Origin of the sequence: Comamonas thiooxydans (assembly GCF_002157685.2) — a bacterium.
Taxonomy (GTDB): domain Bacteria; phylum Pseudomonadota; class Gammaproteobacteria; order Burkholderiales; family Burkholderiaceae_C; genus Comamonas; species Comamonas testosteroni_H.
Genome location: NZ_AP026738.1, coordinates 1,973,672 through 1,995,390, shown reverse-complemented (window position 1 = coordinate 1,995,390; position 21,719 = coordinate 1,973,672). Strand labels below are relative to the sequence as shown.

General features: G+C 58.3%; 22 protein-coding genes and 3 tRNA genes. 12 read left to right on the top strand and 13 right to left on the bottom strand.

Annotated elements, in window-relative coordinates; all coding sequences use genetic code 11:
- Window positions 1-310 precede the first annotated feature (310 nt).
- Entirely contained in the window at window positions 311-460 is a 150-nt protein-coding gene (locus CTR2_RS09195; RefSeq protein ID WP_176391686.1) for a hypothetical protein, read from the top strand.
- Here the strand turns inward: CTR2_RS09195 and CTR2_RS09190 are convergent.
- Window positions 457-642: a hypothetical protein gene (locus CTR2_RS09190; protein ID WP_140401063.1), complete on the bottom strand. Its 186-nt coding sequence runs from the start codon at window positions 640-642 to the stop codon at window positions 457-459. The two genes, CTR2_RS09195 and CTR2_RS09190, sit on opposite strands and share 4 nt — an antisense overlap.
- A 379-nt stretch (window positions 643-1,021) precedes the next feature.
- Window positions 1,022-1,381, bottom strand: a complete 360-nt coding sequence (locus CTR2_RS09185; protein WP_310223821.1) for a hypothetical protein — start codon at window positions 1,379-1,381, stop codon at window positions 1,022-1,024.
- Window positions 1,382-1,393: 12 nt separating this feature from the next.
- Here CTR2_RS09185 and CTR2_RS09180 point away from each other — a divergent pair, with 12 nt between their 5' ends.
- The 3 genes from CTR2_RS09180 to CTR2_RS09170 all read left to right on the top strand — a co-directional run bounded on the left by CTR2_RS09180 (window position 1,394) and on the right by CTR2_RS09170 (window position 3,731).
- Window positions 1,394-1,993, top strand: a complete 600-nt coding sequence (locus CTR2_RS09180; RefSeq protein ID WP_087084328.1) for a TetR/AcrR family transcriptional regulator — start codon at window positions 1,394-1,396, stop codon at window positions 1,991-1,993.
- Between the two features lie 71 nt (window positions 1,994-2,064).
- Complete coding sequence (locus CTR2_RS09175) at window positions 2,065-3,255, top strand: NAD(P)/FAD-dependent oxidoreductase (RefSeq protein WP_087084329.1); 1,191 nt, start codon at window positions 2,065-2,067, stop codon at window positions 3,253-3,255.
- Between the two features lie 32 nt (window positions 3,256-3,287).
- Window positions 3,288-3,731: a helical membrane plugin domain-containing protein gene (locus CTR2_RS09170; RefSeq protein ID WP_087084330.1), complete on the top strand. Its 444-nt coding sequence runs from the start codon at window positions 3,288-3,290 to the stop codon at window positions 3,729-3,731.
- Window positions 3,732-4,438: 707 nt separating this feature from the next.
- On the opposite strand, the gene CTR2_RS09165 is transcribed toward CTR2_RS09170, so the two are convergent.
- The 3 genes from CTR2_RS09165 to CTR2_RS09155 all read right to left on the bottom strand — a co-directional run bounded on the left by CTR2_RS09165 (window position 4,439) and on the right by CTR2_RS09155 (window position 6,694).
- A tRNA-His gene (locus CTR2_RS09165) sits at window positions 4,439-4,514 on the bottom strand.
- 140 nt (window positions 4,515-4,654) lie between these two features.
- Window positions 4,655-4,730, bottom strand: a tRNA-His gene (locus tag CTR2_RS09160).
- 65 nt (window positions 4,731-4,795) lie between these two features.
- A complete protein-coding gene (locus CTR2_RS09155; protein ID WP_087084331.1) occupies window positions 4,796-6,694 on the bottom strand; it encodes a SurA N-terminal domain-containing protein in 1,899 nt (632 codons plus the stop codon).
- A 601-nt stretch (window positions 6,695-7,295) separates the two neighbouring features.
- Here CTR2_RS09155 and CTR2_RS09150 point away from each other — a divergent pair.
- The 4 genes from CTR2_RS09150 to CTR2_RS09135 all read left to right on the top strand — a co-directional run bounded on the left by CTR2_RS09150 (window position 7,296) and on the right by CTR2_RS09135 (window position 9,864).
- Window positions 7,296-7,682: a 3'-5' exoribonuclease domain-containing protein gene (locus CTR2_RS09150; RefSeq protein ID WP_087084332.1), complete on the top strand. Its 387-nt coding sequence runs from the start codon at window positions 7,296-7,298 to the stop codon at window positions 7,680-7,682.
- On the top strand, window positions 7,679-7,930 hold the full coding sequence (locus tag CTR2_RS09145) for a hypothetical protein (RefSeq protein WP_254913403.1): 252 nt from the start codon (window positions 7,679-7,681) through the stop codon (window positions 7,928-7,930). The genes CTR2_RS09150 and CTR2_RS09145 overlap by 4 nt, the downstream gene beginning before the upstream one ends.
- A gap of 22 nt (window positions 7,931-7,952) precedes the next feature.
- Complete coding sequence (locus tag CTR2_RS09140; RefSeq protein ID WP_254913404.1) at window positions 7,953-8,081, top strand: hypothetical protein; 129 nt, start codon at window positions 7,953-7,955, stop codon at window positions 8,079-8,081.
- A 589-nt stretch (window positions 8,082-8,670) separates the two neighbouring features.
- Window positions 8,671-9,864: a GGDEF domain-containing protein gene (locus CTR2_RS09135; protein ID WP_087084333.1), complete on the top strand. Its 1,194-nt coding sequence runs from the start codon at window positions 8,671-8,673 to the stop codon at window positions 9,862-9,864.
- 222 nt (window positions 9,865-10,086) lie between these two features.
- Here CTR2_RS09135 and CTR2_RS09130 read toward each other — a convergent pair whose 3' ends face one another.
- Complete coding sequence (locus CTR2_RS09130) at window positions 10,087-10,389, bottom strand: hypothetical protein (RefSeq protein WP_087084334.1); 303 nt, start codon at window positions 10,387-10,389, stop codon at window positions 10,087-10,089.
- A gap of 262 nt (window positions 10,390-10,651) precedes the next feature.
- On the opposite strand from CTR2_RS09130, the gene CTR2_RS09125 reads away from it, so the two are divergent.
- Window positions 10,652-10,885 carry a hypothetical protein gene (locus CTR2_RS09125; RefSeq protein ID WP_087084335.1) on the top strand — a complete coding sequence of 78 codons (234 nt, stop codon included), beginning with the start codon at window positions 10,652-10,654 and terminating at the stop codon, window positions 10,883-10,885.
- A gap of 866 nt (window positions 10,886-11,751) precedes the next feature.
- Here CTR2_RS09125 and CTR2_RS09120 read toward each other — a convergent pair.
- The 7 genes from CTR2_RS09120 to CTR2_RS09090 all read right to left on the bottom strand — a co-directional run bounded on the left by CTR2_RS09120 (window position 11,752) and on the right by CTR2_RS09090 (window position 18,677).
- Window positions 11,752-11,827, bottom strand: a tRNA-Val gene (locus CTR2_RS09120).
- 14 nt (window positions 11,828-11,841) lie between these two features.
- Window positions 11,842-12,114, bottom strand: a complete 273-nt coding sequence (locus CTR2_RS09115) for an HU family DNA-binding protein (RefSeq protein ID WP_003056615.1) — start codon at window positions 12,112-12,114, stop codon at window positions 11,842-11,844.
- A gap of 407 nt (window positions 12,115-12,521) precedes the next feature.
- Complete coding sequence (gene pgsA / locus CTR2_RS09110) at window positions 12,522-13,085, bottom strand: CDP-diacylglycerol--glycerol-3-phosphate 3-phosphatidyltransferase (RefSeq protein ID WP_003066269.1); 564 nt, start codon at window positions 13,083-13,085, stop codon at window positions 12,522-12,524.
- Window positions 13,086-13,145: 60 nt separating this feature from the next.
- Window positions 13,146-15,098 (bottom strand): excinuclease ABC subunit UvrC, encoded by a 1,953-nt coding sequence (uvrC, locus tag CTR2_RS09105; RefSeq protein ID WP_087084336.1) that lies wholly within the window; start codon window positions 15,096-15,098, stop codon window positions 13,146-13,148.
- Window positions 15,099-15,304: 206 nt separating this feature from the next.
- Window positions 15,305-16,291: a Bug family tripartite tricarboxylate transporter substrate binding protein gene (locus CTR2_RS09100; RefSeq protein WP_087084337.1), complete on the bottom strand. Its 987-nt coding sequence runs from the start codon at window positions 16,289-16,291 to the stop codon at window positions 15,305-15,307.
- Between the two features lie 164 nt (window positions 16,292-16,455).
- Window positions 16,456-17,448, bottom strand: coding sequence for a hydroxymethylglutaryl-CoA lyase (locus CTR2_RS09095; protein WP_087084338.1), 993 nt, complete (start codon window positions 17,446-17,448; stop codon window positions 16,456-16,458).
- Entirely contained in the window at window positions 17,445-18,677 is a 1,233-nt protein-coding gene (locus tag CTR2_RS09090; protein WP_087084339.1) for a CaiB/BaiF CoA transferase family protein, read from the bottom strand. Before CTR2_RS09090 ends, CTR2_RS09095 begins: the two co-directional genes overlap by 4 nt.
- A 164-nt stretch (window positions 18,678-18,841) precedes the next feature.
- Between CTR2_RS09090 and CTR2_RS09085 the strand changes: the two genes are divergently transcribed.
- The 3 genes from CTR2_RS09085 (at window position 18,842) to efp (ending at window position 21,631) form a co-directional block, all read left to right on the top strand.
- Window positions 18,842-19,756: a LysR family transcriptional regulator gene (locus CTR2_RS09085; RefSeq protein ID WP_087084340.1), complete on the top strand. Its 915-nt coding sequence runs from the start codon at window positions 18,842-18,844 to the stop codon at window positions 19,754-19,756.
- Between the two features lie 4 nt (window positions 19,757-19,760).
- Complete coding sequence (gene earP / locus CTR2_RS09080) at window positions 19,761-20,882, top strand: elongation factor P maturation arginine rhamnosyltransferase EarP (protein WP_087084341.1); 1,122 nt, start codon at window positions 19,761-19,763, stop codon at window positions 20,880-20,882.
- 194 nt (window positions 20,883-21,076) lie between these two features.
- Window positions 21,077-21,631: an elongation factor P gene (gene efp, locus CTR2_RS09075; protein ID WP_003056627.1), complete on the top strand. Its 555-nt coding sequence runs from the start codon at window positions 21,077-21,079 to the stop codon at window positions 21,629-21,631.
- Window positions 21,632-21,719 lie beyond the last annotated feature (88 nt).

Sequence of the window (21,719 nt, the reverse complement as noted above, 5' to 3'; positions counted from 1 at the left end):
GCTGAACCACTTGGCGCCATCGTGCTTGCTGCCGGCCCCTCCGCCGCAGCGATACCCTGAGCCACTGGCCCGGCTTGGGCCGATGCCCCTCCCGTAACTCCACGCCCCTCTGGCAGTGCGATCCGAATCGCTGCACCCTCGGCCGTTTCCTGCCCGCGCAGACACGCCTAACGACCGGACAACAAAACCGCGCAATGCCTGTTTGAGAATTCGGGAGCACCCCTCACAACTTACATTCCTGTCAACGAACTGACACAGTCAAACGTTAAAAAGGGACACATCAGCTTTCATCCACCTTCAAGGAGTAGCCATGACCTACCTGTACGCCGCCTATCCTGAATTCAAAGCGACGAATCAAGAGATCATGACGCCAATGCCTGACCCGCACTCTCCCGAAGAGGTTCTGCGGATACTGTCCCAGACCCCGCCCGAAGGCGAGTACAGCGCCGACGCTTTCTAAACGGTCTTCAGATAAACCAAGCCACCCGAAGGTGGCTTTTTTGTTGGCATTTCAGGTCTAGCGCCGACCGTTCCCACGCCCGCCGTGGTGCTTATGTCCCCCTCCATGACCACTTGGCCGATGACCATGATGCTTGTGACCGTGCGGATGCCCATAGTACCCATCATGGTGACGGTGCCCATAACCATGTCCGTGATGTGCATAGCAGCCAGACAAGAACAGCGCAAATGCCGAGACTCCAAGTAACTTTTTCATAGCAATAAGTCTAGGTTATTCAATCGCTTACGGGTATTCGATGTGTAAGCAAGTGAAGCCCCTGCCATGCCTAGCCAGCCTTGAACTGGTTGTTGTTTCTGCAGCTTCAGTGGCCCGACTTTAGTGAATCACGGCAACTCCTCTTTCCAGGACCAGGGTGGCTGCGATACGAACCCAGAAATGAGGCTCAAGCGTCAGAAGTGCCTTGTCACCAGGGCCGGTGCCGCGCCGCTGGCGCGTCTCGTGTATCAAGCCCTGGAGGCAGAAGGACACAAGGCATGCCCAAGAGCGGCGTTGCCGAATAGTTCAAAAGACAGGCGGAGTAAAGGGCTGATTGCAGATGAAAGCCCCCTCATGACGGCTATTGCAATTCCAGAAATCAAGAAGATGATCGCCTGGAACCGAAACCGACTGCGTCGTGTTCGAACCAGCAGATAAGGACAACGCATTCATCTGTCGGATGGCCAGACGCAAGACAGTTAACTCATCAGATAGAGAGCCCCATAGAGTTTCAACCTCTCCATACGAAAAAGTAAAAGCAAAAGGCGAGAGAGCTGCCAGGACAAATTGCAATCTCCAAAGATTTGGAAAATTAGATTGCCTGTAAACAGGGTTTACTCCTGTTTTCCATATCATCATTACGTGAAAAATAGAACGAAGATTCATTCTATTTTTACGATGCAAAAAGAAACTTGGACATTTTTTCCAAATTCCGGCTCCCGCCATATTCAAACGCTTAGTGTGGCTCTGAGGCTTTTTGTAAGGAATGGCTTCTTTAACACTTCAATCCAAGAGTTATGCACCGAGGCCGGAGTTTCTATCGGCTATTTCTACAACCATTTCACGGATAAAGAAGGCATTGCCAGGGAACTTTATCGACACCTGCTCTCCCGCATGAATGTGCTGCTGGATGAAATTGAAGTGCAGCACGCAAGCAGCCGCGAACGCTGTGAAACAGTACTGCGCATGCTGTTCACCTTGGCTGAAGCCGAGCCTGATGCAATGGGATTTGTGGTCAACGCACGCCATCGCGAGTTCCTGCCAGAGGAGCAAGCGATCTGTTCCGCTTCCGCATTTGTCCGTATGCGCGGCTTTGTGTTCTCAGGCATGAAAGACGGCGAGATTCGCTCAATGGAACCCATGGTTGCCGCCAGTTTGATGTATGGCAGTGCAATCCGCATTATCTGCCTGCGCCTTGACGGGTTGGTGGACACACCACTCGAACAACTCTTTGACTCCTTGTGGGAAGGAGTATGGCGCTCACTTCGGCCCGATTGATTTTGGTTTCACGAACCGACATCCATCAGGTACCGGCCATTTTCTGAGTGAATGTAGAAAGGAGTAGCAGGATGACGCATCACATATTGATCATTGGCGGCGGCATTGGCGGAACCATGACAGCCAACCATCTGGTCACCAAGTTATATCCGGAATTGCTAAGCGGCAAGGTGCGCATCACCATGCTCTCCAATTCTCCTTGGCACTATTACAAGCCAGCCTTTATGTATGTGGCTTTCAGTGCATTCTTCCGGGACGAACTGAGACGTAAACAACGCGGACTGCTGAGGCCTGAAATCGACTTTCAAGTCGAGGAAGTGGAGAGCTTTGATTTTTCGGCTCAATCAGTCCAATGCAAAAGCGGAAAACGCTTTAACTACGACCATCTTGTGATATCCACGGGCTGCGTTCCTTCCCCAGAGCGCATTGCTGGTTTGGCCGAGGGTGGTGACCATTTCTACCAGCATGGGCCCGCCCGCAAATTGGCCGACAAGCTGACTCGTATCGAGAAGGGTCGAATATTCATCACCGTGACCTTCCCCAAGACCCCGAACGTCCCCCACCAGTGCGGCATCGCACCGATCGAGACGACTCTGATGCTCGACGATCTGTTGCGCCGCCGCGGAGTGAGAGACAAGGTGGAGATCATCTATACCTACCCCACGGTATCGCAATTGCTGCGCAACTGCCTGTTCCTTCAGAGGGATACCTGCGAGATCCTCCCCACGGTGTTCGAGCAACGCGGTATACGCTATCAGCGCGGGTTCACGTTGTCGCACGTGGACCCCGACGCAAAGATCGCCCATTCTGAAGAGGGCAAATCAGAAGAATTCGACATTCTCATGGCCACTCCCCCCATTCGCGCAGTACAGGCCGTACGCGATAGCGGCATGTCCCAGGCACAGGATGGCGAAGGTTGGCTCCCCACTGACCACGAGACGATGCAAATGCTAGGCACCTCGAATGTCTACGTGCTCGGCGACACCGTGGATCTTCCTGTCAGCAAGGCCGGTGGCTCTTGCCACAGCCAGTCACCTGTTGTCGTCAACAACATCGCATCGCAAATCCGCTTCGACCGTACTTGCGACGCATACGACGGCCGAGTTGTAGCCATCGCGCAGATGGGACTCGATGACGGAATGCCTCTTTGGTATGACTACAAAGTAGATGTCAAGCCAACGCCTCCCACCAAGATCGGCGGAATGATGCGCAAGGGCTTCAATCGAGGCCTGTACTGGGCGGTAGCACGCGCTCTGGTCTAAGCCAGCTATGGATACACGCAAGGAGATTCGAGATGAATAGCACTACCGATATTCCAATGGCCGAGCACGCATCTGCCATGAAACTCAATGCAGGCCTGCTGAACGACGATGCCGCTCTTCAGGGTTTGGCCGAACTCATGACCAAACTCGAGCCTCTATTGGCAGGGCGCCGCCTGAACCGTGTCGTAGACATGCTTTCCGTGGCTGCCGATGCGGTCGATATGAGCGATGCGTACATGGTCGAAAAGCTGGCCAGAGCTTTCGAAGAAAGCGTATCTGCAGCGTGGTCAGCCGGCAACGCGGCCCGTATGGCCGCAGCCCGCATGGAGCAACTCGAGACAACGCCTACTTTAATTGGCCTTCTTCGCATGGCAGGTGAGCCAGATGTACGCCGTGGGTTGGCGTTCCTGCTATCCATGGCTGGAGCATTGGGCCGGCAACATGCCTATGACCCTATCGACTACACAGCGGACTGAAGGCAAGTCCTTAGCAGTTCTGGTCCAGCCCCTTACGCCGCAGCCGGTCTTTCTTTTCTGGAGAGCCAATCCCATGCAATGCAAAATTCTCACCTCTGGCCAGATCGATGAAGTCCTGAAATTCTCAAGCGCCGCCGACATACAGCTGACAGAAATGCGCTTCGGCTCGCTCGAGAGCCAATCAATCCATGAGGCCTTGCCTCCTGAATAGTTGTGCCGCCTGCGCAACGCCAAGCCTTGCGCCGCCGAACCCCTCGGACAGATCAGCAAGGCGCTGGCAGAGCACGTTGCCCCCATTTGCAGTTGTTGAAGCAGATGAGCCAAACGCCTTTGCAATCAAGCCTCCATGTCCACCGATTGCATTCGCCGAGGTACTGCCACACATTCACAAAGCCACAACGGATAACGGATGACGAGAGAGCGACCATCTGGGCCGCAGGAAAGGATGGCTGACATGGCGCTGCGCTTGCCGTAGTGTGCAGCTGACAAGGAAGCCGCAGCTCTGCTCTGGCAGCACTTGAAGGTGCGCCACGCTAACGGCATGCAGATAGCGCACTGCAAAAGCCCGACCACTGTCACGAGGCCTTCAAGCACCGGGCAGCCTGTTTGGCGAGAGAGTAAAGCTTCAAAGCCGCCTGTGCACCCTGCTCAGCCGGGCTGCAAAACAAAAATGCCTCACAAGAAAACCTGTGAGGCATTTTATAAACTGGGGTGGCTGATGGGACTCGAACCCACGACAACAGGAATCACAATCCTGGACTCTACCAACTGAGCTACAGCCACCGTAGAAGTCTCTATTCTACTTCAGAATTTGAGCTTTCAAATCAAAATTGAGAGCAATAAACACTGAACTAGCAATGATTCAAGGCAAATACCTCTCATCAAGTAAAAACGCTCTGCGCTGCAGAGCGTTTTCAAAATTCTGGGGTGGCTGATGGGACTCGAACCCACGACAACAGGAATCACAATCCTGGACTCTACCAACTGAGCTACAGCCACCGTAGAAGCATCTATTGTAATGCATAAATCAGACCGCAAATAAACTCGCGCCTGATTTAAATGCCTTACTGAGGACGCGGCACCTTGATCTGGACCTTGAAGGTCTTCTTCAACTGCTCATAGTAGGCCATGACTTCAGCCATGGAAGACCACTGCGTGAACTGCGCCTTTTGCTGCTCCAGCACCTGGGCATCTTGCGCAGGCCGCGGGGCAATGCGGTTGACCTTGATCACCGCGTAACCTGCATTGCCAAGGTCGACACCCTCCCATGCAGGCAGGGCATTCGTGGGGGCGCGCAATGCCGCATCCAGCACTTCACGCGGCAGATCCCTGGCTTGATCGCGACCCACCTCGACAGCCGCAGGCAGCTGAGCTGCTTCAGGCTTGGCCTTCCATTCGGCCATCTTGGCCTTGCCTTCCTGCTTGGCCAACTCTGCGGACTGGTGCGCCACATATAGCTGCTTGAGCTTCTCACCCACTTCATCCATAGACTGGGTGTGCGCAGGAGCATAGCTCAGCACACGACCAGCCACCAGATTGCTGGGAGCCAGCTCCACTGCGTCGGTATTGCGCTTGTTTTCCAGAGAGTCTGCGGAGAACAGTGCCTCAAGGAAACGCTTGTTGGCCAGAGGACCTTGCGCACCAGGGGCAGGCTCACGTGTCACGTTCTCGGCCTTGTGAATGCTCAGCTTGAACTTCTCGGCCACAGGCTTGAGGCTTTCGGACTGCTCGTAAACGGCATTGGAGAAAGCTTCGGCCGCCTCTGCAAACTTGCGCTGAGCCTGTTGCTGCTTGAGGTCTGCTTCCAGCTTGGGGCGCATTTCCTCGAACGAGGGCACCTTGGGCTGCTTGATGCCGGTCAGCTCGATGATGTGAAAGCCAAAGTCGGACTCGACCACATCGCTGATGTCGCCCTGCTTCATCTTGAAAACGGCTTCTTCAAATGGCTTGACCATGGCATCGCGGCCAAAGTAACCCAGATCACCACCATTGGCCGCAGAGCCGGGATCCTGCGAGTTGGCCTTGGCTACCTGGGCAAAGCTCTTGGGATCTTTGCGTACTTGAGCCAGCAATTGCTCAGCTTTGGCCTTGGCTTTTTCACGCTCTGCGGCCGGAAGATCCTTGGCCGCATTGATCAGGATATGGCTGGCACGACGCTCTTCGGGACCAGCAAGACGGGCAGCATTTTCCTTGTAATAGGTGCGCAGGTCGTCTTCGCTCAGAACAATGCCTTGCTGTACAGCGGCCAGGTCCAATTGGACATATTCCACCGTTGCGGCCTCGGGCTGTTTGAACTGGTTGGTGTGTGCTTCATAGAAAGCCTTGAGCTCGGCCTCCGTGGGTTGGACCTTGCCTGCAAAGGCACTGGCATCAAACCGGGCAACTTGAATTTCTCGGCGCTGATACAGAGCGTCCATGGCCTGCTGCAACTGCGCAGCAGTCGTGAAGCTGGTAGAAGAGACGGAACCCAGTACCTGATTGAGTGCCAGTTCACGACGCAGATTGGCTTCAAACCCTTCAGGAGTCATGCCCTGCGAACCGACCAGAGCCTTGTAGGCTTCCGCATCCAGCGAGCCATCGGGCTTTTGCAAAGACGCAATCGCGGGGATTTCACGCAAGGTACGCACCAACTGTGCATCGGGCGTTGTCAGGTGCATCTTGGCGGCAGCAGCTGCCAGCACGCGATCACGCACCAGCTTCTCCAGCGTGGCATAGCGCGCCTCTGGCGAGTCAAGCAGCTTGGCATCCATGGTCGGATTCTGCGCACGCAGGCGGTCGCTTTCAGTCCTGTGAGCGTTGTCCCAGTCCTGCTGGGTAATGTCATGCCCATCCACGCGGGCCACAGTCTGGCTGGACTCGGTGAAGTAGTTCTGGTTGACTCCGACAAAAATGAAAGAGGGAATGATCAGCAAGAACAACAAGATCATCACGAACTTGGAATGCTTGCGGATGGATTCGAACATGGTCAATCTTTCTGCGGCAGCAAAAATAAAGGCGAACTTGCGTTCGCCTCATTAACAATGGTGAAAGCCGTGCGACCCGCTTGCGCCACCGACCGGGCCTCTACAGGGCACTGATGCTCTACAGAACTGCCATCCAACCTCCACCAACAGGGTTAGGCTAATCCTGTCCATTCTAACTGCCAGCTTTTCCATTGCCGCTGTCTAGCCAGGGCATCTTGCATAGAAATACCTCGAACAACCGTCACCTCCAGTAGCAATAAACGCCAAAACGCAAAGAAGGCCTAGAGCTCTCTAAGCCTTCTTGCGCTGTAGCGGCGGGTACTGAATGTCTCGAACCGCCTAGCCACTCTGCGCAAAGGTTTATATCTTCATAAATATCCGCAACTTGCAGTAGTCTCCAACTTTCCTGCCCAACCACACTCGAGGATGACGCACACGCATGCAACTGCTGCTGCATGCGCTGTTTGACGCCCGATCCAGGCACCGAAACTGTTCGCAGAACGCTCTAGTCCAATACCGTCCGGCGTCCTCCTTGGCCTCGTCGTCGGCCTCTCAAAGACGATACCCTGAGCACCCGATGTGAAGAGCTGGCTTCGACAACGTGATCGTGCGCAGTCTCTACGGCACGTTCGCCCCGCAGCTACCCTGGGAATGGTTCTTTGACCGCGACATGCGAACCATCCTCAACCTTCACCCCGCAGCAAAAGATATGGGCGACTTTGTGGACGTAAAGAACTACGCCCTGCATGACGCACGCCACGAGGCCAGGCAACTGGCAAAGTCACTCACCCTGCTCCAAAGCCTGATTGCCAAGGGGATCTGTGCAATGGCCGCATACCCGCACCCTAGCCCTCGCGTTTCTGATAGCACCGTCCCTGGAACAAAGCTACTGATCGCGCTTCAGTGGATGCGCCCCCTCTTTGGCTTCTTCTGCCTGATTGGCGTGCCCGTGGTGATCGCCAAGACGCCAGATGCCTGGCCGATGTGAGTGCGATCGACTCGATTGAGATAGCTGCTTGCGCTTTACAGACAAGTGCTACGCAGCGAAATCATGAAAAATCTCGTTGCAGGACTGATCCTGATCGCCACCATCTGCATGGGCTGACCAGCACTCCCGCACAAGCAGATGAGCCAAACTTCCCCATCAAGACGCTGAGCGATGAATTCGCGTGCCCCGGCATGCACATCAAGCGGCTGGATGAAAAGACCGCTCAATGCCTGAAAGTGAAGCAATGACCAGAATCCCCAGTGAAGCAAGGTGCTCGGCTGGCCGGTCCTGTCACCTGACGAGAAGACCAACCGCCGCAAGCCTGGCAAGAAAGAGCTCTACGATCTCACGGGCGAGCCTACGCTGGATCTGCTGCCCATGGTCTTCGCCAGTGGCTGACATGCGCGCCCAAGGAGCTGAGCTCTAGCGCCCGCGTCGCCTGGCAACCAAGGCGGAACCTGTGTCTGTTCACAAAGACTGGAAGGGCTCCAGCATCCGGCCCGGGAAGCTGGATGAGGCAAGGCAGGCCCATGAGCGGCTTTGCCAGATGGCACAGAGAGCAGGCGGCAAGCCACCGGAGCCCTTCACGAAGCCCCATGGCTTCGCACTGCGGTGCGCAGCAAGCCATACATCCTTCAAGAGGCCGCCCAGCAATGCAGGGAGCTGGCAGGCAGGCTCACTATTCAGATTCAGGAGATTAAAACGGTCACTGCATAAGCTTCAAAGATCGCACGGAAGTTACATGCCAGCGATGAATGCAAATCAATAACCTGGAACGATTTTCATTCATGAAAAAAAGTCTTGGCATTGACAATTTTTGACTGATTTACCACTCCAAACAAGAAGCAGGCTGACATAGATGTGGGAGGACGCGCGCTGTAATAAATTGTGACGCCAATAGCGAAACACATGTACGGTGAAAGCAGATCGTCGCTTTGCGCTCAAGGAACAGGCGTTACCGCTCTTCGATCGAGGAGGCTCTGGTCATATGTTCGCGAATAACGACCTCTTGGTTCTGACGCCACCTCTGGCGATCTTTGTTCTGGCAGTCATATTGGTCGCTGCCTGGTTCGCCCAACGATCTCAGCGCTTTCTGCTTTGGCAATCTTGCGCCTATTCACTCACCGCACTGCCTCTGGCAGCTCAAACCTTGATCCCCCTGGAGGAGCTTACTCGCTACGCACTCTTGATTGGCAGTTTCTACCTGCTGAGCGCTTGGTGCCTTGCGAAAAGTTGGGCCGAGAGGTGGCGTGTATCGGCCCAGCCACTTGTAGCGCTACTGATTGCCAGTGTCACGTTAGCTGCACTGTATTACTTTAGCCGGATCAGCCCCAACGTCTGGGCTCGAGTGAGCTCCTTCAGTGTAGGTTCAGGCCTTGTTTTACTGCTACCTATCCTCCAGGTCTATTCAAGGAAGAACTCATTTGACTGGCTCGACAAGTCACTGCTCTGGCTGAGCATCATTTTCACAGCCTACACCCTTACTCGACCCATGATTATTTCGCTGATGGGATACCCAGATCCGCGGTCATTTCCAAGATCGCCGTATTGGCTCTTGACACTGGTGAGCATATTGAACTTCGCGATACTCTTTACCTTGGTCATGACCGCCATTGCCGCAAAGGAAACTGTTGGCAAACTGCAAAAAGAACGTGACCTTGATACTTTGACCCAGATATTGAATCGCAGATCCTTCCATGAATATGCCCTGAAGCTTTTAACCGACATGAGGCTCTATCCCATGGCGGTGCTGGCCTGTGATATAGACCACTTCAAACGAATCAACGATACCTGGGGCCACGAATGTGGCGATAAGGTGCTGCAGCTTGTCTCCGCGACTCTGCAAAACCATGTGCGAGAGCGCGACCTCGTCGCACGATTCGGCGGTGAAGAGTTTGTGATTCTGTTGACTGACATCACACTGCGAGATGCAGAAGAAATTGCTCAACGCATCCGACGAGACCTCCGGTCGAATAAAGACACTCTTCTCTCTGGCACAAAATTGACCATGAGCTTTGGGATTTCATCGATCACCGATCCATCCCAGCTGGACCATGCCTTGAGAGAAGCCGATCAGCTTCTTTATCAGGCAAAAAATGCTGGACGTGATCAAGTGCATGTATCGGGAATGAGTTATCCAGATATCTCTATCGAGAGCACTGATCCCAGCCTCGACCCGTAGCATGAAAACCCTGTAGCGTGAGCTTTCCCAGCCTGCCACTGATCGGGCTTTTGGCGTTCTGGAGCGCAATGCTCAAGAACATGATCATTCAATGCATTGCCATCGACTGGCAGGGTGATCTACAGGCGCAGGAGGATGCACCCCGCAACAGACTTTCTTTGCCGACTTCTGATCCACACAGGAACGCTCGGAGCGTCGACCATCTTCGCAACCGCTTGGTGGTCAAAGCCAGGAAGCCTGCATCACTTCAATATTCGACCGTATTTTCTCAAGCACCTCCTTAAAGCGCTTGCCCTCCTCGGCCAGCTTCTCGTAATCGGACTCTTGCTTGCTCTTTAGGGCCGCGAGATGCAGATCTAACTTAGCGCGCTGCCTCATGGCTTGATCCAGAAGCCTCTCAGCTTCCACTTGATCGGCAGCGTTCGCACTCATTTTCTGTGCACGCTTCATCAACACATCTATATGAACCAAGTCCGCTTCAGACTCGCGGATGTGTCTTTCAGCCATCTGTTCGATCGTTTCCATGGCGACCTCCTAGTTAGGGACCGTCGTGTGAAGAGTCCTGTCAAATTGGTTGACATTCCAATCCTCTCGGAACACACCAATCACCCCTCGCAGTCGCCCCAATCTATAAGGTACCGCTTCTGACCAGCCCACAACAAGTGGGTGCTACCCAACACGATGAGCCCAATGAGCAAAACCGCTGGACTGGAATCTTCAGCACCAGCAATTTCTCACTTTTCAAGCTGAACAGCCAGCCACCAAGCGGGCTTGTTTTCTGGAGCCCATGCTTGCATCTCAATTCGAGCGGGCACTGTCTGCCAAGCTGATGATTGACCTGTTGACCGGCGCCTGTGATGCCAGCACAGGCATTGAGCATGCCAGCGGCCGCTCCATTGACACAGGGGTCAACCACGACCACGACGCAATCGGCACGCACGATGCCAGCACCGCCCCCAAAGACCCGCCACTATCGCGCGGACATTCGGGAGATGTGCCACGCGAAGCTACAGGCGGATAGCCGCAGACCTGCTGAACGTATCCGGCCCAAGGGCGAGCGCGAGGTAACCTTAGACATAGTGCTGCGCATACTCATGCAACGTGAGCGCTATAGCGCCCAGGACTTCCCGCCGAGCTACATCATCGATCGCCCGGCTGCAGACTAGCCTTCCACAAAAACGGCCCGGGAGCGAACGGCCGGCAACAGCGTCAACCCCCTGGCTGATCGTGGCCGAGAACAACAACGAAGCGAGCCCGCACAAACAACCAAATAAGCAGACTTCCCAGCAGTCCTGTCCAGGTTCCAACCTTTAAGGCCGTGGATTTGGATTCGCAGGAGATGGCTCAGGCCTCGGCACTGCGGCTCCAGGATCTGATTGTGGTTGCTCTATTCCCTCCATTGCCGGCGGCCGCGTTTCCAGTTCAGGCTTTGGTGCTTTGTCATCACAGGCGCTCAACGCGCCAGCGGCCACCAGCAACGCGATAGCGGATAGAGATTTCATGATTGACCTCCTGCCATCGCAGCACATGAGCATGCCAAGCTGACCAGTTACGCGAAATGGAGCCAATTTTGCAAGACTCACACCCTGAGACACTCATCGGCATTCGCTCTGATTTCACCTTATCTGTGCCTATCCGATGAGCGAGACAGCAATCCAGAAAGCTCAAGAGACACTTTAAAAGCAGGCATGAGAGCGAGAGCGTAAGAATCCCGAGAAGATGCAACCCCGGCCCGCCTGCGCGAGCTTTTCTCAAGCTGCCATGAGATCTTCTGCCGGGCGCTACGCCAGGCTCAGGCAGGTTGGCAAGCAACGATTTCCGGTTGGTAGAGAGGGCAAAGAAAAAGGGCTTAGATCGCTCTAAGCCCTTGATTTCTTTAGTTTTTAGTGGTGGGTCCTGACGGTCTCGAACCGCCGACCTACTCCGTGTAAAGGAGCCGCTCTACCAACTGAGCTAAGGACCCACTGAAACTGGGTGTCAGTTCAGAGCATCTTTCAATGCTTTGCCCGGACGGAATTTAGGCACCTTGGCCGCCTTGATCTTGATGGAATCACCGGTACGGGGATTACGACCGGTGCGAGCTGCACGCTTGCCAACAGCAAATGTGCCAAAACCAACAAGCGATACTGTACCACCTTTTTTCAGTGTTTTCTTCACTGCGTCGATCGTGGAGTCCAGTGCACGCGCAGCTGCGGCCTTGGAAATATCGGCGTTGTTAGCGATGTGCTCAATCAGTTCGGTTTTATTCACAAGATGCCTCTCGAGAAATAAGTGAATGGAATGTCTCTGCAAACGCAAACCTTGCGTAGCAAGAAACCAGTCGCGATAAAGACGGAAGCCAGCCTATCAGTTTTTGCGTATGGGCAAGCCCATTTTTACCTGAAGCCGCTGACATTTTTGACGCCAACTCGCGCTGCGCATTCCAGCGACAGAACCAGATTCTATGCGGTTTTTGAGCGGGTTCGGCCATCCACAGCGGCTTTTTTCAAGCTTCTTCCGTGTCGGCTTCACCGATTGACAACAATTGACAAAATCTGCAGTCCGATCAAGTCATGCGAGGCAGCGCCGCAAAGTCTTTTTGCCGCTTTGAAAACAGCCCGCCAGATAGCAAAAAGCGCTTGATGAACAAGCGCTTTCAGAGAGGTCCACTTCGGGTTTCAGAGCCTGGCACGAATTTCGGGCAATGCCTTTTGCAGGTAGTAGACCATGGACCAGACGGTCAGCACCGCTGCAATCCAGATCAGCCACTGTCCCCAGACGCCGGTATCGATCACTCCGAACGCCACTCCGTCATAGAGCAGGAAGGGAATGGCCACCATCTGGGCCATGGTCTTGGCCTTGCCGATCATGTGCACGGCCACGCTCTTGCTGGCACCGATCTGGGCCATCCATTCACGCAGTGCCGAGATGGCGATCTCACGTCCGATGATGATCAGCGCCACGAACACATCGGCGCGTTGCAGATGAACCAGTACCAGCAGCGAGGCGCAGACCAAAAATTTGTCGGCAACGGGATCCAGAAAAGCACCGAATGCCGATGTCTGGTTGAGCTTGCGCGCAAGATAACCATCGAACCAGTCGGTGGCGGCAAACACGATGAACATCACGGTAGCGATGAGATTGCGGGTTGCCTGATCCAGCGGCGCGTAAAACACCCCCACGATGAGCGGAATCGCCACGATCCGCGTAAGGGTCAGCACAGTAGGGATGGTGAAGAACATGGGTGTCATTGTGTCACGAGCACGCAGCGCCAGCGCGGATTCGCGCTCGCGCAGCCTGCATCAATGCAGTGCCTTGTAGATTTCTTCGGCCAGCGTTGCGGAAATGCCCTCCACGGTCATCAGATCGTCCACGCTGGCATCGGCCACGCCGCGCACGCCGCCAAAACGCTGCAGCAATCGCGCCCGTTTCTTGGGCCCCACGCCGGCAATATCTTCCAGACTGCTGCTGCCCGTGCGCACCTTGGCGCGGGCCGCACGCATGCCGGTGATGGCAAAGCGGTGTGCCTCGTCGCGGATCTGCGCCACCAGCATCAGGGCCGCCGAGTCATGGCCCAGATAGACCTTGTCGCGTCCGTCGGCAAACACCAGCTCTTCCAGGCCGACCTTGCGGCCCTCGCCTTTTTCCACGCCCACGATGCGCGACAGATCGAGGCCCAGTTCCGTGAAGACCTCGCGCGCCATGCTGACCTGGCCCTTGCCGCCGTCGACCAGCACCAGATCGGGCAGATGCGGCTGCTTGCCGGTCAGCTCGGCGCCACCCGCCTCGCGCTGCGCCTCGGCCACGGGTTTGTAGCGGCGTGTGAGCACCTGGCGCATGGCCGCATAGTCGTCGCCGCCGGTGATGCCTTCGATATTGAAACGGCGGTAGTCGCTGCTCTGCATCTTGTGGTGATGGAACACCACGCAGGAGGCCTTGGTGCTTTCGCCGCTGGTGTGCGAGATGTCAAAGCATTCGATGGTCAGCTCGTCGAGGTTCTCGACCGGCAGGTCCAGCGCCTCGGCCAGGGCGCGCGTGCGCGCCTGTTGCGAACCTTCTTCGGCCAGCAGCCGGGCCAGCTGGATGTCGGCATTTTTCTGCGCCATCTCCAGCCAGATGCGGCGCTGCTCGCGCGGTTGCTGAACCACGGTGATGCGCACGCCGGTCTGCTCGGTCAGCAACTCCACCAGCCGCTTCTCCACGGGATGGCTGACGATGAGCGTGGGCGGCACGGCCACGCCGACATAGTGCTGGGCGATGAAGGCCTCCAGCACCAGCTCCTCCACGGGCCGCGCCTCGGCTGCGGCATCCACCTCTTCCTCGCTGGAGTAGACCGACGCGGCATCGCCCAGATTCGCCGGAAAGTACGGCCTGTCGCCCAGGTGGCGACCGCCGCGCACCATGGCCAGGTTCACGCAGGCGCGGCCGCCCTGCACGCGCACGGCCAGTATGTCCACATCCTTGTCGTCGGTGGTTTCGATCGCCTGCTGATGCAGCACGCGCGACAGCGCAGTGAGCTGGTTGCGCACCTCGGCCGCCTGCTCGAACTCCAGCTTGTCGGAGTGCGCCATCATGCGCGCTTCGAGCTGCTGCAGCAGCTCGCTGGTTTCGCCGCGCAGCATGGCCTCGGCATTGCGCACATCCAGCGCATAGGCCTCGGGCGATATCAGATCCACGCAGGGGCCGGTGCAGCGCTTGATCTGATAGAGCAGACAGGGGCGGCTGCGGTTGGCAAACACCGTGTCCTCGCAGGTGCGCAGCCTAAAGACTTTCTGCAGCAGCTGAATGCTTTCCTTGACCGCCCAGGCACTGGGATAGGGGCCGAAGTAGCGGTGCTTCTTGTCCACGGCGCCGCGGTAGTAGGCAATGCGCGGAAACTCCTGAAACGCAGGTTCGCCCTCCTTGCCGTCACGGTGGGCTACGCCGGTTATCTTGAGATAGGGATAGCTTTTGTCGTCCCTGAACAGGATGTTGTACTTGGGGTACAGCGTCTTGATGAGATTGTTTTCCAGCAGCAGCGCCTCGGCTTCGGAGCGCACCACCGTGGTCTCCAGCCGCGCGATCTTGCTGACCATATGGCCTATGCGCGTGCCGCCATGCTCCTTCTGGAAGTAGCTGGAAACGCGACGCTTGAGGTTGATGGCCTTGCCCACGTAGAGCAGGACACCGGCAGCATCGAAATAGCGATAGACGCCGGGCAATGGCGGCAGCGCGGCCACCTGGGCCAGTAGTTCGGCGGAATGCGTGGAAGACATGGGCGCTATTGTCTGCGCATGTGGACGAATCCGGCAGCAAGCGGCTCAAACGACCGGGCTGCGTGTCGCACCTCAGCAAAAGGAGCTGCCAGCGCTTGATCAGATTGAATTTCAGATAGTTTCCAATCTGAAATCCTTGTTGAACAAGCGCTAACAGCTCCTTTTTTAGAACCAAGAGATTTCAGGCAATCCCTGCGGCCTGCCGCTTACTCGGCTTCGATCCTGGACGACTTCACCACCTGCGCCCAGTTGCCATACTCGGTCTTGACCATGGCCGCCAGTTGCTGCGGGTTCATATAGTCTGCCGTGGCGCCCTGCTCTTCGGCCTTTTTCTTGAAGGCGGGGTCCTCCACTACTTTCTTGATATCGGCAGCCAGCTTGTCGATCACGGGCTGCGGCGTGGCCTTGGGCGCAAACACGGCAAACCAGGAAGTGGCGTTCACGCCCGGGTAGCCGGCTTCCGCCGTGGTGGGCACATTGGGCAGGCTGGGCAAGCGCTGCTTGCCCGTCACGGCCAGCACGCGCAGCTTGCCGCTTTGCACATGCGGCATGAAGGGAGGTGCGGTGCCGAAGGTCAGGTCCACCTGACCGCCCAGCAAGTCCTGCAGCGCCGGGCCCGTGCCCTTGTAGGGCACGTGCACCATCTTCACACCAGCCTGCTGCTCCAGCATGGCACCCGTCACATGCTGCAGCGAGCCGTTGCCCGACGAGGCATAGTTGAGCTTGCCGGGGTTGGCCTTGGTGTAGCTCACCAGCTCGGCCAGCGTCTTCACCGGCAGCTCGGAGCGCACGACGATGATCTGCGGCGCCGACAGCACATTGGCCACAGGGGCAAAGTCGCTTTGCTCCCAGCTCTTGGCCTTGGTCAGGTGGGGCGAGATGACGTGGTAGCCCGAGTACTGCATCAGCAGCGTGTAGCCGTCGGCATCGGCACGCTTGACCAGATTGGCGGCGATGGCGCCGTTGCCGCCGCCCTTGTTGTCCACCACCACCGATTGCCCCATCACCGGCGCCAGCGCCTGCGCGGCCATGCGGCCGGCCAGATCGGTGGTGCCGCCTGCGGCGGCGGGCACGATCATCAACACGGTTTTGCTGGGATAGCTGCCCTGGGCCATGGCTGGGGCACTGGCAAGGCCGGTCGCAGCAGCGGCCGCCGCGAGCAGAAAATGAAGGCGTTGACGTTGAATAGTCATGTTTGTCTCCTGATTGGAATGGGGACTTGCGCAAACAAGGACTGACAGCGGGCATCTGTATTGGCCAGACACCATGCCTGATCCGGATTTGCGCAAGCCGTGGGGCTGTAAACCGCACCAGCTCCTTCCCCCGAAAGAGCCGATGCAGCGGGGCGAAAACCGTCTCAGGCCCTGGCCTGGGCGCGTTCCTTGATCTCGGCAAAATCCGCTGGCGGCTGGTGCAGGTCCCAGCGCGCACCGGCCTTGACGATCTGGCTGGGCGTCTCGTGACCGATCAGTGCCGGCAGGCTGCGAGCGGCCGCCACGATGCGGGCCAGGTCCGTGCCTGTGTCATAGCCCATGAGCTGCAGCGCATGCACGATCTCTTCGGTGCAGGCATTGCCCGAGGCGCCCGGCGCATAGGGACAGCCGCCCAGACCGCCAATCGAGGCGTCGAAGCGATCCGCTCCCGCGTCGATGGAGGCCAGCACATTGGCCAGCGCCATGCCGCGCGTATTGTGGAAATGCAGGGTCAGGCCCAGCTGCGGCCAGCGCGACTTGAAGGCCAGGCCCATGGAATGCACCTGGCCCGGATAGGCCATGCCCGTGGTGTCGCACAGCGTGATGCCCTGCACGCCCAGATCGGCAAAGCGCTGCACCCAGGCCAGCACTTCGGCCTCGGCCACATCGCCCTCCATGGGGCAGCCAAAGCAGCAGGAGAGCGACACGTTGACGGGCGTTGCCGCCTGCTGCGCCGTGGCGATCACCTGCCTGAGTGCCTCGAAAGACTGGCTGCGCTGCATGCGCAGATTGCAGAGGTTGTGCGTCTCGCTGACCGACATCACCAGATTGAGCTCGTCGGTATGCGCATCGATCGCACGCTCCGCGCCGCGCACATTGGGCACCAGCGCCGTATAGACCGTGCCCGACCGACGCGTGATCTCGCGCATCACGATCTCGCCATCTCGCAGCGCCGGAATGGCCTTGGGCGAGACAAAGGCCGTGACTTCGATCTTGGACAGGCCCGCCTCGGACAGCGCATTGACCAGCGCGATCTTGTCCTCGGTAGGCACAAAGGCCTGCTCCATCTGCAGACCGTCGCGCGTGCCGACTTCGTTCATGAAAATGCGGCGACCCGCACCGGTCCACACCTTCGTATTCAGGTCGGCAGCCATCATTGGACAATCCCCTTGGCGCGCAACTGCGCGATCTGCTCGGCGCTCAGGCCGATCTCGGCCAGCACGGCATCGGTGTCGTCGCCCACATGGGGGGCGCTGCTGCGCACCGTGCCCGGCGTCAGCGAAAGCTTGGGCACCACGCCGGGCACCTGGAGCTCGAAACCATCGCGGGTGCGCTGGGTCAGGATCATCTCGCGCGCCTGGTAATGCGGATCTTCGGCAATATCCTTGGCCGTGTAGACCTTGCCGGCCGGCACGCGTGCCGCGCCCAGCTCGTCCATCACCGTCTGCACGCTGCGTGCCTGCGTCCAGGCGCCAATCGCGGCATCGATCTCGGCCACGCGCTGGACGCGGCCCGCGTTGTCGGCCAGATCGGGCGCATCGGCCAGATCCTGGCGGCCGATGGCCGTCATGAGTCGCTTGAAGATGGAGTCGCCATTGCCCGCCACCAGCACCCAGCCATCCTGACAGGGGTAGGCATTCGAGGGCGCAATGCCCGGCAGCGCACTGCCGGCGGCCTCGCGCACGGCGCCAAAGGCGCTGTACTCGGGGATCAGACTTTCCATGATGTTGAACACGGCTTCATGCAGGGCCACGTCGATCACCTGGCCGGGACCGCCGTTCACCTTGCGGTGGTACAGGGCCATCATCACACCGATCACGCCGTGCAGGGCCGCCAGCGTATCGCCGATCGACACGCCCACGCGCACCGGCACCCGGCCCGGCTCGGCCGTCAGGTGGCGCAGCCCGCCCATGGCTTCGCCGATCACGCCGAAGCCCGGCAGATCGCGATAAGGGCCGGTCTGGCCGTAGCCAGAGATGCGCAGAATCACCAGACCGGGATTGATGGCGTGCAACTCCTCGGGCGACATGCCCCAGCCTTCCAGCGTGCCGGGTCTAAAGTTCTCGACCAGCACATCGGCCTCGGCAATCAACTTGCGGGCAACTTCCTGGGCTTGCTTCTGGCGCAGATCAAGAGCGACCGAGCGCTTGTTGCGCGACTGCACCTGCCACCAGACGGAGGTGCCTTCCTTGATCAGGCGCCAGTTGCGCAGCGGGTCGCCGGCACCGGGCGCCTCGATCTTGATGACATCGGCACCAAACTCGCCCAGGGTCTTGCCACAGAAGGGGCCGGCAATCAGCTGGCCCATTTCCACCACTTTCACCCCTTCCAGCGCGCGCGGCGTGGCGGTCTGCGTGGCGGGGTCTTGGATATTCATCGTCGTCATCCGTTTGTCTCTTGATGGCCTTCTTGCTGTGCCGCTTTGCGTTGACCAACGCCAGGCAAAGCGGCTTTTCAATCATCTTGCCCTTGAAGAGCAGTCCTGCAAAACGCTGAAATGCGAAGCTGCCATCGCATTTGGGCATAGCCAGGCGGGATAATGCAGTCCTCATGAAACTGGACCCGATCACCCTGCGCCTGTTTGTGGCCGTGATGGAAGAGAACGCCATCGCGCGTGCCGCGGCACGCGAGCACATTGCGCCCTCGGCCGCCAGCCGCCGCCTGGCCGAGCTGGAAGGCCAGTTGCAGCTGGAGCTGTTCACACGCAGCAACCGTGGCAGCCAGCCTACGGCCGCCGCCTACGCCCTGCTGAACATGGCGCGCGGCGTGCTCAACGAGCTGGACGGCATCGCCACGCAGATGAAGGACTACGCCCAGGGCGGCGAGCAAGGCCTGCGCGGTCATGTGCGCGTGATGGCCAATATTTCCAGCATCACCCAGTTTCTGCCGGCCCAGCTGCAGAGCTTTCTGAGCCGGCACCCGTTGGTGGACGTGCGGCTTCAGGAACGCGTGAGCACCGATATCGCGCGCGCCGTGGCCGACAACGAGGCCGATATCGGCCTGCTCAACAACGGCAGCTACGGCAGCAAGATCAGCCTGCGTCCCTATCGCCGGGACCGGCTGGCCGTGGTCATGCCCCGATCCCATCCGCTGGCCGGCGAGCACAGACTGCGCCTGGAACAAGTCCTCGAGCATGATCTGATCGGCATGCATGCCGACAGTGCGCTCAACCATCTGATCACCCGCTCTGCCGCCGACCAGGGCCTGCAGCCGCGCCTGCGCATGAAGGTGACCGGCTATGACGCCCTGTGCCTGATGGTGGCCGCCGGCCTGGGCGTCGGCATTCTTCCCGAAGGCAGCGCCCATATCTACATGGGCGCCCTGCCCTTGCGCTGCATCCGCCTGGACGAAGTCTGGGCCGAGCGCCAGCTCATGCTCTGCGTACGCTCCCAGGACGCACTCTCGCCCGTCGCACAACTGCTGGTCGAGCACCTGTGCCAGAGCGCCCCCACCCATCAAGACTGAAGCCATGCCCGATTTCGCACCTTTACCCGTATCCGCCAGCACGCCACAACATCCGTCGCTGTGCTGGGACATCTTCTGCCAGGTCATAGACAATTTTGGCGACGTGGGAGTGTGCTGGCGCACGGCCGCAGAACTGGCCGCACGCGGCCAGCAGGTACGCCTGTGGATGGACGATGCCAGCGCACTGCAATGGATGGCGCCCCAGCCCTGGCCGCCGGGCCTGAGCGTGCATGCCTGGCCCGCGCAAGCCGCGGATGTGCCTGCATCGGTTGGCGACGTGGTCATCGAGGCCTTCGGCTGCGAGATTCCCGTGGCATTCGTGAGCGCCATTGCAGACAAGGCGTCGAAGAGCAAGCCTGCTGTCTGGATCAACCTCGAATATCTCTCGGCCGAGGACTATGTGGAGCGCTGCCATCGCCTGCCCTCACGCATCATGAGCGGCCCCGCTGCCGGGCTGACACGCTGGTTCTTCTACCCCGGCTTCACGGCAGCCACCGGCTCGCTGGTACGCGAGCAGAACCTGGCCCAGCGCCAGCAGACCTTCATGGCCCAACGTGACTCGTGGCGCCGCGCAGAAGGCATTCAGCATGACGAATGCGCCGTCTCGCTGTTTTGCTACGAGCCTGCCGCCCTGCCCCAGTTGCTTGCCCAGCTCTCGGACAAGCAGGCTCTCAACGCCAGGCTGCTGGTCACCCCCGGACGCGCCACGACTGCCGTGCAGGCGCTGCCCCAAGCGCAGCCGATGCAGCCGGTCTATCTGCCAGCCCGCCCTCAGGCCCGGTTCGACGAAATGCTCTGGGCTTGCGACCTGAATCTGGTGCGTGGCGAGGATTCCCTGGTCCGCGCGCTCTGGGCGGGCCAGCCCATGGTCTGGCAGATCTACCCCCAGCATGACAACGCCCATCACGACAAGCTGAATGCCTTTCTCGACTGGCTCCAGGCCCCGGACAGCCTCAGGCGCTTTCACCACACCTGGAACGGCATGACCGCACCGCAAACATTGCCTTTGCTCGATCGGCAAATGCTGGACGAATGGGCCTACTGCATCAGGGCTGCACGCGCCAGATTGATGGAACAAACCGAACTGATTGCGCAGCTTCAAGCTTTTGTCGCCGAAAAAAGCTAAAATCCACGTTTTGCCTCTCTGAGGGCAGTCGCAGCCGGTATGCCGAGCGATCTTGCTTTCGGGGTCGCGCCCCGCCGCGGTACATGCGGCAGGCCCCGCCGCCGCACCTTTGATGCGTTGCTTTCTCCAGCGACCATTGCGAACAGCTTGCCTGCCGTGTAGAGCGGCTCCAACCTTTCAAACGCAAGCAAGCCATGAAAATCGCTCAAGAAATCCGCGCAGGCAATGTGATCATGTTCGGCAAGGACCCCATGATCGTTCTGAAGACCGAATACGCTCGTGGCGGCCGTGGCGCTGCTACCGTGCGCATGAAGCTCAAGAGCCTGATCGGCAACTTCGGCACGGAAAACGTGTTCAAGGCCGACGACAAGATCGACAACGTGATCCTGGACAAGAAGGATTGCACCTACTCCTACTTCGCCGACCCCATGTACGTGTGGATGGACGAAGAGTTCAACCAGTACGAAGTCGAAGCCGAAAACATGGCTGACGCACTGAACTACCTGGAAGACGGCATGACTGCCGAAGTGGTGTTCTACGACGGCAAGGCCATCTCCGTCGAACTGCCCACCACCATCGTTCGTGAAATCACCTGGACCGAGCCCGCCGTCAAGGGCGATACCTCCGGCAAGGTTCTGAAGCCCGCCAAGATCGCCACCGGCTTCGAAGTGGCAGTGCCCCTGTTCGTGTCTCAAGAAGACAAGATCGAAATCGACACCCGCACCGGCGAATACCGCAAGCGCGTGTAATGTGGCGGCAGCTGCCGCAGCTGCTCCCCGGCAAAAAGGCTTCCCTGTGGAAGCCTTTTTTCATTTCCGCCTCCAACAGCGGGATTAC